Raw genomic sequence first — 10,879 nt, forward strand, 5'->3', positions numbered from 1 at the left:
CGACACCTTTTGGCAAACAAGAAACGGCGGGGCAGGCCCCGCCGTTTTTCCGTGTCGCTGGTTGCGTCTCAGCGGAAGTCGAACTTCGGCGGCTGCTTTTCGGTGAACCGTTGCAGTGCCTCGCGGTGGTAGCCGGAGGCAAGGCAGATCGCCTGCGCCTGCGCCTCCATCGCGAGGAGCGCCTCGTCGTCCAGCTCCAGCGCCTTGCCCGCGATCTGCTTGGTCAGGCGGAAGGCCACGGGCGAGGCGTCGCACATCATGCGGGCCATCTCCATCGCGCGGGGCAGCAGCGCCTCGGGGGTCACGACCTCCAGCACGAGGCCGATGCGCAGGGCCTCGGCTGCGTCGACGACGCGGCCGGTGTAGAACAGCTCCTTCGCCCGTTGCAGCCCGACGATCCGGGGCAGGGTATAGAAGAGGTTGCCGTCCGGCACCGCGCCGACCTTGCAGAAGGAGGCGTTGAAGCTGGCCCGGTCAGAGGCGATCAGGATGTCGCCCGCGCAGGCGATGCCGAAGCCCGCGCCGAAGGCGGGCCCGTCGATGGCGCAGATCACCGGCACCGGTAGGTCGCGCAGGCGGCGCATCCAGCCGTGCAGCTTGGTCATCCGGCCCACCACATCCTCGGCGCCCGAGGTTTCGCCCGCGCGGTGCCGCGCCAGCATCGCCTTCAGGTCGCCCCCGGCAGAGAAGACGCCGCCGCTGCCGGTGAGGACCACGGCGCGCAGGTCCTCGTCGTGGTGCAGCTCTTCCATCACCCGGATGAAATCGGCGCGCATCCGGTCGGAGAGCGCATTGCGCGAGGCCGGTTCGCACATCTCGATCAGGGCGATGCCGCCCTCGCGGGTCAGCTTGAGGCCTTCGCTCATGCCACCATTCCTTTCAGCAGTTCGGTTTTCAGCGCGCCCTTGTCGATCTTGTTGGTGGGCGACAGCGGCAGCGGGCCGTCCCAGATCGTCACGCCGCGCGGCGCCTTGTAGTGGGCGATCCATTCCCGGCAGTGGGCGATCAGCTCGTCCGGCGAGGCGGACTTGCCGGGATGCAGGGCCACGACGGCATGAACCGCCTCGCCCCATTTCTCGTGCGGCATCCCCAGCACGGCGGCCTGCGCCACGGCGGGGTGCTTGGACAGGCAGTTCTCGGTCTCGATCGGATAGACGTTTTCACCGCCGGAGATGATCATCTCCTTGGTGCGCCCGGCGATGTAGAGATAGCCATCCTCGTCGAGGTAGCCCGCATCGCCGGTGTGGTAGAAGCCGCCGCGCAGGGCCTGGGCGGACTCTTCGGGGCGGTTCCAGTAGCCGTTCATCACCTGCGGGCCGCGGACCACGATCTCGCCGGGCTGGCCGGGGGCGACGGGCTGATCGTTCTCGTCCACGATGCGGACATCGGCATAGAGGATCGGCTTGCCGACCGAGCCCAGCTTGCCGATCATCGGGTTGCCCGGCACGTGGTCGGCGGGCACGAGGACGGAGACCACGGGCGAGGTTTCCGTCATGCCGTAGCCCTGGCAGAAGGTCACGCCGGGGATCGCCGCGATCGCGCGTTCCATCAGGGTCAGCGGCATCGGCGCCGCGCCATAGGTCAGCACCCGGATCGAGGAGAAATCGAACCTGGCGAACTCCGGGTGGTCCATGATCATCCGCAGCATCGTCGGCACCAGCGTCATGGTGCTGATCCGCTGACTCTGGATGATGTGCATGGTCTCTTCGACATCGAAGCGGGACTGGATCACCATGCTCGTGCCATAGGCGACGGCGGTGTAAACCCGGCTGCCGGTGCCGAGGTGGAAGAGCGGGCCCGAGAGCAGCAGGATGTCATCGGTCCGGTAGCCATAGAGATGCCCCGACCCGGTGGCGTTCACCATCAGGTTGTTGTGGGACAGCATCACCCCCTTGGGGACGCCGGTGGTGCCGGAGGTGTAGAAGATGATCATGGTCTCCTCGCCGCCCGTCGCGACGGCGTCGAAGGCGGTGTCGGCCACCGGGCCGATCCCGGCGACGATCTCTTCGTAGAAGAGCGTATCGGCGGGCAGGGGCACGGCGGGCGCATCCCAATCGGCATAGATGAGTTGGCGCAGGGAGGGGCAGCGTTCCATCAGCACGGCGGCGCGCTCGGCATGGTGGCGGTCGACCACCAGCACCTCGGGGGTGCAATCTGCGATGACCTCGACCATCTCCTGCTCCGACAGGCGATAGTTGATCGGCACGCAGATCGCCCCGATGGTGCAGGGGATATAGTACATCTCCACCATCCAGTGGGAGTTGTTCCCCAGCACCGCCACCCGGTCGCCGCGCGCGACGCCGAGGTCGGTCAGCGCCTGCCCCATGCCGTGAATCCGGGCCGAGAAGTCGCCCCAGGTGAAGTCGCGTCCCTCGAAGTGGGTGGCCTTCTTGTCCGGCTGGTGGAAGGCGTGCTTCCGGATGTAGTCGGGAAAGCGGATCATCCCCGGCCCCCTGTCAGCTGGCGGCCGATGATCTCGCGCATGATCTCGCCGGTGCCACCGGCGATGCGGCCGACGCGGGCATCGGCCCAGGCCCGGGCGATGGGGTATTCCCACATGTAGCCGTAGCCGCCGAACATCTGGAGCATGTCATCGAGGCATTTGCACAGGGTTTCCGAGGTCAGCATCTTGCCGATGGCCGCGTCGACGGAATCAAGCTCCCTGGCCATGTGCATCTCGAGGCAACGGTCGGTGAAGACCCGCAGCAGCACCGCCTGCGCCTTGATCTCGGCCAGCTTGAAGCGGGTGTTCTGGAAATCGCCGATGGTCTTGCCGAAGGCCTTGCGCTGCGTGACGTGTTCCACCGTCCACTCCAGCGCGGATTCCAGCGCCGCGGTGGCCCGGACGCATTGCAGCAGGCGTTCCTGCGGCAGCTGTTCCATCAGCTGGACGAAGCCGCGCCCTTCGGTGCCCAGCAGGTTGGAGACCGGCACCCGCATGTCGTCGAAGAAGAGTTCCGCCGTGTCCTGCGCCTTCCAGCCGAGTTTCTCCAGCAGCTGCCCTTTGCGGAAGCCGGGGGTGTCGGTGGGCACGAGGATCAGGCTGGTGCCCTTGGCGCCGAGGCTGGGATCGGTCTTGCAGGCCAGCACGAGGATGTCGCAGTTGCCGCCGTTGGTGATGAAGACCTTCTGGCCGTTGATGACGAAGTCATCGCCGTCGCGCACCGCCGTCGTCTTGATGCCCTGCACGTCGGAGCCGGCGGCGGGTTCGGTCATGGCGATGGCGCCGATCGCCTCGCCGCGCGCCATCTTGGGCAGCCATTCCGCCTTCTGCGCCTCGGTGCCGTAATGCAGGATATAGGGCGCCACGATGTCGGAATGCAGCGAGAAGCCCGGGCCCATGGCACCGGCGCGCGACAGCTCTTCCATCACCACCATGGAGAAGAGGAAATCCGCCCCCGCCCCGCCGTATTCCTCGGGCATGGCGGCGCAGAGCAGCCCGTTCTCGCCCGCCTTCAGCCAGGCCTCGCGGCTGACGCGTCCGTCCTTTTCCCATTGGGCATGGTTCGGGGCGATCTCGGTCTCGACGAAGCGGCGGACCTGATCGCGGAACATCTCGTGGTCTTCATTGAATACACTGCGCCTGAACATCGGCGGTCTCCTCCCTTTTGCGCGCATGCCCCGCGGTCCGGTGGGGGCCGGGCATGGCTCTCTCCTCGGGGTCGTTTATAATTAGCTTGCAAATAGTAATCAAGATAATTAACTTGAGACGGGACAGTGAAGAGGAGGAGGAGCAGCAATGCTCGAAGGGAAAACCGCAATCGTGACCGGCGCGGGCCGGGGCATCGGGCGCGACATCGCACTCATGATGGCCTCGCGCGGGGCCGCCGTGGTGGTGAACGACCTTGGCGGGTCCGGTGCCGGGGAGGGCGCCGATCAAACCCCCGCACAGCAGGTGGTGGACGAGATCGTCGCCGCGGGCGGCAAGGCGGTGGCCAACTTCGGCAACGTGGCCAGGGCCGAGGATGCCAAGGCCATGTACGAACAGGCCATGGACACCTTCGACGGCATCGACATCGTGGTGAACAACGCCGGCATCCTGCGCGACATGATCTTCCACAAGATGACGGAAGAGGCCTGGGATTCGGTGATCGCCGTGCATCTCAAGGGCTCGTTCAACATGGCGCAGGCGGTGGCGGCGCAGTTCAAGATGCAGGCCTCGGGCTGTTTCCTGAACTTCACCTCCACCTCGGGGCTGATCGGCAACTTCGGGCAGGCGAACTATTCGGCGGCCAAGATGGGCATCGTCGGCCTGTCGAAGTCGCTGGCCCTCGACATGGCGCGGTTCAACGTGCGCTCCAACTGCATCGCGCCCTTCGCATGGTCGCGGCTGATCGGCACGATCCCCGCGAACACGGAGGCCGAGAAGGCCCGGGTCGAGCGCATCAAGGAGATGACGCCCGCCAAGATTGCCCCGCTCTGCGTGGCGCTTGCCGATCCCACCTGCGAGACCAGCGGCCAGATCTTCTGCATCCGCAACAACGAGATCTTCCTGATGAGCCAACCGCGTCCGATCCGGTCGATCCACCGCTCGGAGGGCTGGAGCCCGGAAACGGTGCGCGATCATGCGCTGCCGGCGATGAAGGCGGATTTCTACCCGCTGGACCGCTCGGGCGACATCTTCAGCTGGGACCCGGTCTGAGTGGCCCGCCCGATCGCATCCAAGCCCACGCTTGCCCCGGCGGATGCCGCTGGGGTAGACACCTCTCTACCCCATATCGGGGGAGTGCTCGAGGATCCGGACATGGCCAAGAAGTCTTCGCTCAGCGAAGATAACAATCCGATCTATCAGGACATTGCGCGGTTCAGGGCGATCCTGTTCGACGCAATGCTGAAGCCGCATGACATGACGATGTCGCAGGGCTGGGTGTTGGTGCACCTCGTCCGCGAGAACGGTCTGCGGCAATCGGATCTGGCCGACCGCATGGATATTGCCACGGTGACCACCTCCAAGCTGATCGATCGGCTTGAGGCCCGCGGCTATGTCGAGCGGAGATCGGACCCGGAGGACCGCCGGTCCAACCGGGTCTATGCGAGCGAGGCGGCGAAGGATGTGGTCCGGGCGATGACCAAGATCATCTACGAGGTCGATGAAATCGCCAACGCGGGGATTCCGGAGAAGGATCTGGAAACCACCCTGCGCGTGTTGCAGCGCATGAAGGGCAACCTGAAGGACGCGCTCGCACAGCGATGAGGTCGGCCGTCGCGGGGGGCTTCGGCCCGCCCCGTGCCACGACATCCGAAAGGACCACCGCCGTGACGCAGACACCCACTGCCGCGCCCCCTTTGGAAGGGCTGCGCATTCTGGAATTCGCCGGGCTGGGGCCCGGTCCCTTCGCGGGCATGATGCTGGCGGACATGGGGGCCGAGGTGATCCGCATCGACCGCCCCGGCGGCGGGATCAGCCCCACCGTTGGCGCGGCCGACCCGACGCTCGACTACCTCGCCCGGGGGCGGCGCTCGCTGGCGCTGAACCTCAAGTCGCCGGAGGCGAAGGAGATCGCCCTGCGTCTGATCGAGGGCGCCGACGGGCTGATCGAAGGCTATCGTCCCGGCGTGATGGAGCGCCTGGGGCTGGGGCCGGAGGTGGCGCTCGCCCGCAACCCGCGTCTCGTCTACGGGCGGATGACGGGCTGGGGGCAGGCGGGCCCGGTGTCCCATTCCGCGGGGCATGACCTGAATTACATCGCGATCACCGGAGCTCTCTGGGCCTCGGGCCCGGCGGACAGGGCGCCTGCCTTCCCGATGAACCTGCTGGGGGATTTCGGCGGCGGCGGCATGTTCCTTGCCTATGGCATGGTCGCGGGCTTCCTCAAGGCCGCCCGCACCGGGCAGGGCGACGTGATCGACGCGGCGATCTGCGACGGCACCCATGCGCTGATGGCGATGATCCATTCGATGCGCGCCATGGGCAAGTGGCAGGATGCCCGGCAGGCCAATGCACTGGACGGCGGGGTGCCGTGGTACGGCGTCTACGAGTGTTCGGACGGGCGCTGGATCAGCATCGGCGCGCTGGAGCCGCAGTTCTGGGCCAAGCTGCTGGAGCTGCTGAACCTCGATCCCGCGACCATCGGGGACCGCGCCGACCGCAGCACATGGCCCGCGATCCGTGCGACGCTGACCGAGGTCTTCCTCTCGGCCGATCGGGATCACTGGTGCGCGCTGCTGGAGGGGACGGACGCCTGTTTCGCCCCGGTCCTCAGCCCGGCCGAGGCCGCGGACTATCCCCACAATATCGCGCGCGGGGCCTTTGCCCCCGGGGGCGGCGATCAGCCGATGCCCGCGCCGCGCTTTGCCCATGCCGCGACACCGCTGCCCGGCCGCCCGCCCCGTGCGGGGCAGGACAGCCGCGCGGTGCTGGAAGATGCCGGTTTCGCCACGGAGGAGGTGGCGGAGCTGATCCGGTCGGGGGTGGTTGCCTGCGCCCCGGCCCACCCCGAGGAGGACCCGACATGACCCTGCCTGCCATCCTGCAAAACCTGCGCCTGCCGCTGATCGGCAGCCCGCTCTTCATCGTCTCGACGCCCGAGCTTGTCATTGCGCAGTGCAAGGCGGGGATCGTCGGCTCCTTCCCCGCGCTGAACGCGCGCGAGAAGGACGGCCAGAGCCTCGACGGCTGGCTGACCCGGATCAAGGAAGAGCTGGACCGCCACAATCAGGCCCATCCCGACACGCCCGCCGCGCCCTATGCGGTGAACCAGATCGTCCACCGGTCGAACACGCGGCTGGAACAGGACCTCGAGATCTGCGCCCGCCACGAGGTGCCGCTCTGGATCACCTCTCTTGGCGCGCGGGTCGAGGTGAACGAGGCCGCCCATTCCTGCGGCGGCGTCGTCCTGCATGATGTCATCAACAACCGCTTTGCCCGCAAGGCCATCGAGAAGGGCGCCGACGGTCTGATTGCCGTCGCCGCCGGGGCAGGGGGGCATGCCGGTGCGCAATCGCCGCTGGCCCTGATCCAGGAGATCCGCGACTGGTTCGACGGGCCGCTGTTCCTGTCGGGCGCCATCGCGCGGGGCGACAGCCTGCTGGCGGCGCTCGCCATGGGGGCGGACGGCGGCTATGCCGGATCGGCCTTCATCGCGACCGAGGAGGCCAACGCGGTGCCCGACTACAAGCAGATGATCACCGAGGCCGGGGCCGAGGACATCGTCTATTCCAACCTCTTCACCGGGGTCTGGGGCAATTACCTGAAGCCCTCCATCGCCGCGGCGGGCATGGACCCCGATGCGTTGGAGCGGTCGGACCCCTCGGCGATGAACTTCGGTGAGAACCGCGAGAAGCCGAAGAGCTGGAAGGAAATCTGGGGCTCGGGTCAGGGGATCGGCGCTGTGCGCGACGTGGTGCCCGTGGCCGACCTCGTCGCGCGGATGGAGCGGGAGTTCCTTGCCGCACAGGACCGGCTGGTGGGCCAGCTGGCCCGGCGTGCGCTGCCCCTGCGGCAGAGCGCCTGAGCCCCCCGCGCGCGGCACCCGGAAGGAGGATCCGGGGATGCGGGGTGGTAAATTAGATTGCTTGATAACTATTACCATGCTATCAAAAATGTGGAGGACGGACCGGCGGGAGACCGGGACGTTCGCTTAGGGAGGAAATCATGAAACACTTTCTGAAGGCCGCAACCGCGGCCGGCATCCTGTCCGTTGCCGCCTTGCAGGCGCAGGCCAACACGGTACTGATCGCGAACGAGCCGGGGCCGAACCGCGGCGCGCGGGCCCATGCGCTGGAATACCTCGCGGAGCAGATCAAGGAGCGCACCAACGGCTCCGTCACTGTGGACCAGAACTGGGGCGGCGCGCTCTTCAAGGCCAACGCCGCGCTCGACTCGCTGTCGGCCGGTGTGGCGGACATGGGCGTGATCATCGGCGCCTATGCGGAATCGGAATTCCCCGAACTGCAGATGGGCGGCCTGCTGCTCAAGCCCGCGCACCCCTGGGTGATGATGAAGGCGATGTACGAACTCTTCACCACGAACGAGTACGTGAAGGGCCGCATGGAGGAGATGAACCTCGTCTATGTGAATTCCTTCTCGCTCTCGCCGGGTATCCTGGCCTGCCGTGGCGAAGGCATCCGTACCGTGGCCGACATCAAGGGCACCAAGGTCGCCCATACCGGCGCCTCGGGCGAGATCTTTGCCGCCCTCGGCGGGAACATGGTGAAGATGCCGATCTACGACGTCTTCCAGGGGATGGAGACCGGGCTGATCGACTGTTCGGTGACCTATGCCTATTTCGCCGTGGCCACCAACCTGAACGAGCAGGTCGACACGATGGTGGACCTGAAGCTGAGCACGGTGACCAGCCTCGCCACCTTCATCAACAAGTTCACCTTCGACAGCCTGTCGCCGGAAGAGCAGGAGGCGATCTTGAGCACCGGCGCGGATATGACCGACTATTACGGTGAATACCTGCAGGAGGCCGACGACAAGGCGATGGCCGCCCTCGCCGAGGGCGAGAACGCGGTGGAGTTCGTCGAGTTCCCGGCCGAGGAATATCCCGTGCTGCATGCCACCGCCGGGCCGCTGATCGAGAAGTGGAAGCAGGACGTGGCCGCCCATGGCGGCGACGGCGAGGCCCTGCTGGCCGAGCTCTATACCCTGATGGACAAATGGACCGCCGTCATGGAGGCCGAGGGCCTGCCCTGGGATCGCTGACGCGACTTCGCCGGGGGCCGTGCTGTCGGCCCGGCCCCCGCCTGCCGTTCCATCACCGGGAAAACCGTCATGAAACGTATCGAGTACCTGCTCGATTCGATGGCCGCCATCGCCATCCTGCTGCTCTGTCTTCTGATCAGTGCCAATATCGTCGCCCGCGAGGTCTTTGCCTCGGGCATCCCCGACATCATCGTCTTCGTGCAGGAGCTGATGGTGCCCGCCATCCTCTTTCCGCTGAGCGCCGCAACCGCCGCCCGCGCCCATATCGCGATCGAGTTCATCGCGGCCATGTTCCCGGACGGGCTGAATCGCTGGATCGCCGTGCTGGCCGCCCTGCTGGGGCTGCTGATCGCCACGGTGCTGCTGATCGCCGGCTGGTTCGAGTTCTGGAAGACCTTCACCTCGGGGGCGCATTTCGGCGGCTCCTATCACCTTCCGAAATGGCCGGGCCGGGCGCTCTTCCTGCTCGCCATCCTCTTCTTTGAAATTCGCCTGCTCCACATCCTGTGGGTCGATCTGAAGGCGGCCCTCACCGGCCGTCCGGCCCCGGAAAAGCTGTGAGCGGAAAGGACTGACATGGATCTGGCTACTGTCGGCTACGTCGCCTGCGCGCTTGTCCTGCTGCTGCTGGCAATCCGCGTCCCCATCGCCTTTGCCATCGGCAGCGTCGCGGTGGGTGCAATCTTCGTGGTCTTCGCCTTCCGGACCGGCACCTTCATGCCGGAGCGCGCCTTCTGGACCACCCTCTCGCTGGCCTTCTCGTCCAGCTTCGACCTGGTGCACAGCTATGACCTGTCGATGATCCCGCTCTTCATCGCGCTTGGCCATATCGCCTACAAGGCCGGGATCACGACCGAGATCTACGAGGCCGCCCGGGTCTGGCTGGCCAAGCTGCCGGGCGGCGTGGCCATCGCCTCGATCGCGGGCTGCGGCGGCTTCTCGGCGATCTCGGGCTCGTCCATCGCCTGCGCCTCGACCATGGGCCGCATCTGCACCCCCGAGATGCTGCGGCTGAATTACGACCCGCGCCTTGCCACCGCCTCGGTCGCGGCGGGGGGCACGCTGGGATCGCTGATCCCGCCCTCCGTGCTCTTCATCATCTACGGCATCTTCACCGAGACCTCGATCAGCAAACTCTTCCTTGCAGGCTTCCTGCCGGGCATCCTCTCGCTGATCGGCTATGCGCTCGTCGTGGTGGTCTGGGTCAAGCGCCGCCCCGAGATCGCCCCGGCGGCGACCGAGGCCTTTACCCGCGACCAGAAGCTGAAGGCCGCCATCGGCACGTGGCCGGCGGTGCTGCTCTTCATCATGGTGATCGGCGGCATCTACGGCGGCATCTTCACCGCGACCGAGGCGGCCGCCCTCTCGCTGCTCTTCGCGACGCTGCTTGGCATGGCGCGCGGCAAGATCCGCCTGATGGACGTGATCCCCCTGCTGCGCGAGACCATGGTCACCACGGGAGCGATCTTCTTTATCGCCGCCTGCGCCAAGATCTTCGTGGCGCTGATCGCGCTCACCGGCCTCTCCGGGTCGCTGGTGGGAATCCTCGACCAGAACGAGATCAGCCCGACGACCTTCCTGATCCTCGTCTGCCTGATCTACATCCTTCTGGGGATGTTCCTCGATCCGGTCGGGATCATGGTCCTGACCCTGCCGCTGATGATCCCCATGGTGGAAAGCTACGGCATGAACCTGATCTGGTTCGGCGTGGTGATCGTGAAACTGCTGGAGATCGGCCTGATCACCCCGCCCGTCGGCCTGAACGTCTTCGTCCTTGCCGGGGTGCTGGAAGAGCGCAAGGTGGATATCGGGACGATCTTCACCGGGATCATGCGCTTCCTGGTCAGCGACCTGGTGGTGCTCGTGCTGCTGATCGCCGTACCCGCGATCTCGCTGCTGATCCCCATGTCGATGTAGCGCGGCCCACGAAATGGGGGCGAAACGGGCACGGAAGCCTTCAATCTGCCGCTGTACGCGCCTGTCAGCCCGAAAATGGCCCGGCTCCGCCTCCCGGCGGGGCCGGGTTTTGCAGTCTTCATGGGCAGGGGCGAGAAAATTTGCCCGTCCGGGAACTTTTTTGAAAAAAGTGCTTGCAGCCCCCGGCGTGTAACCGTAAAAGCCCCTTCACCGGCGGCGCTGAGGCGCTGACGGGGCGCTGGACGGCGCGGGGGCGAGAGCCACTGCGGGGATGGCGGAACGGAATTCGAGAGGCATCTGGGCGGGCGCGCC

The 10,879-nt window shown here is 66.4% G+C and carries 10 protein-coding genes; 7 read left to right on the plus strand and 3 right to left on the minus strand.

Annotated elements, in window-relative coordinates; all coding sequences use genetic code 11:
- Positions 1 to 68: 68 nt before the first annotated feature.
- The 3 genes from LCM32_RS20060 to LCM32_RS20070 are packed head-to-tail and all read right to left on the minus strand — an operon-like array spanning position 69 to position 3,591.
- On the minus strand, positions 69 to 866 hold the full coding sequence (locus LCM32_RS20060) for an enoyl-CoA hydratase/isomerase family protein (protein WP_224822871.1): 798 nt from the start codon (positions 864 to 866) through the stop codon (positions 69 to 71).
- The gene (locus LCM32_RS20065; RefSeq protein ID WP_224822872.1) at positions 863 to 2,443 is read right to left on the minus strand and encodes a class I adenylate-forming enzyme family protein; all 1,581 of its coding nucleotides are present in this window, start codon (positions 2,441 to 2,443) and stop codon (positions 863 to 865) included. Before LCM32_RS20065 ends, LCM32_RS20060 begins: the two co-directional genes overlap by 4 nt.
- Complete coding sequence (locus LCM32_RS20070) at positions 2,440 to 3,591, minus strand: acyl-CoA dehydrogenase family protein (RefSeq protein WP_224822873.1); 1,152 nt, start codon at positions 3,589 to 3,591, stop codon at positions 2,440 to 2,442. Before LCM32_RS20070 ends, LCM32_RS20065 begins: the two co-directional genes overlap by 4 nt.
- A 148-nt stretch (positions 3,592 to 3,739) precedes the next feature.
- Between LCM32_RS20070 and LCM32_RS20075 the strand changes: the two genes are divergently transcribed.
- From LCM32_RS20075 to LCM32_RS20105, 7 genes are all read left to right on the plus strand, one after another.
- Positions 3,740 to 4,642, plus strand: a complete 903-nt coding sequence (locus LCM32_RS20075) for an SDR family NAD(P)-dependent oxidoreductase (protein WP_224822874.1) — start codon at positions 3,740 to 3,742, stop codon at positions 4,640 to 4,642.
- A gap of 102 nt (positions 4,643 to 4,744) precedes the next feature.
- Entirely contained in the window at positions 4,745 to 5,194 is a 450-nt protein-coding gene (locus LCM32_RS20080) for a MarR family winged helix-turn-helix transcriptional regulator (protein ID WP_224822875.1), read from the plus strand.
- 62 nt (positions 5,195 to 5,256) lie between these two features.
- Positions 5,257 to 6,456: a CaiB/BaiF CoA transferase family protein gene (locus LCM32_RS20085; RefSeq protein WP_224822876.1), complete on the plus strand. Its 1,200-nt coding sequence runs from the start codon at positions 5,257 to 5,259 to the stop codon at positions 6,454 to 6,456.
- A complete protein-coding gene (locus LCM32_RS20090; protein WP_224822877.1) occupies positions 6,453 to 7,454 on the plus strand; it encodes an NAD(P)H-dependent flavin oxidoreductase in 1,002 nt (333 codons plus the stop codon). The genes LCM32_RS20085 and LCM32_RS20090 overlap by 4 nt, the downstream gene beginning before the upstream one ends.
- Positions 7,455 to 7,594: 140 nt before the next feature.
- A complete protein-coding gene (locus tag LCM32_RS20095) occupies positions 7,595 to 8,650 on the plus strand; it encodes a C4-dicarboxylate TRAP transporter substrate-binding protein (protein WP_224822878.1) in 1,056 nt (351 codons plus the stop codon).
- A 69-nt stretch (positions 8,651 to 8,719) separates the two neighbouring features.
- Positions 8,720 to 9,211 carry a TRAP transporter small permease subunit gene (locus tag LCM32_RS20100; protein ID WP_224822879.1) on the plus strand — a complete coding sequence of 164 codons (492 nt, stop codon included), beginning with the start codon at positions 8,720 to 8,722 and terminating at the stop codon, positions 9,209 to 9,211.
- Between the two features lie 15 nt (positions 9,212 to 9,226).
- A complete protein-coding gene (locus LCM32_RS20105; RefSeq protein ID WP_224822880.1) occupies positions 9,227 to 10,567 on the plus strand; it encodes a TRAP transporter large permease in 1,341 nt (446 codons plus the stop codon).
- The last annotated feature ends 312 nt before the right edge of the window (positions 10,568 to 10,879 follow it).

The organism is Pseudooceanicola nanhaiensis (genome assembly GCF_020171315.1).
GTDB classification, from domain to species: domain Bacteria; phylum Pseudomonadota; class Alphaproteobacteria; order Rhodobacterales; family Rhodobacteraceae; genus Pseudooceanicola; species Pseudooceanicola nanhaiensis_A.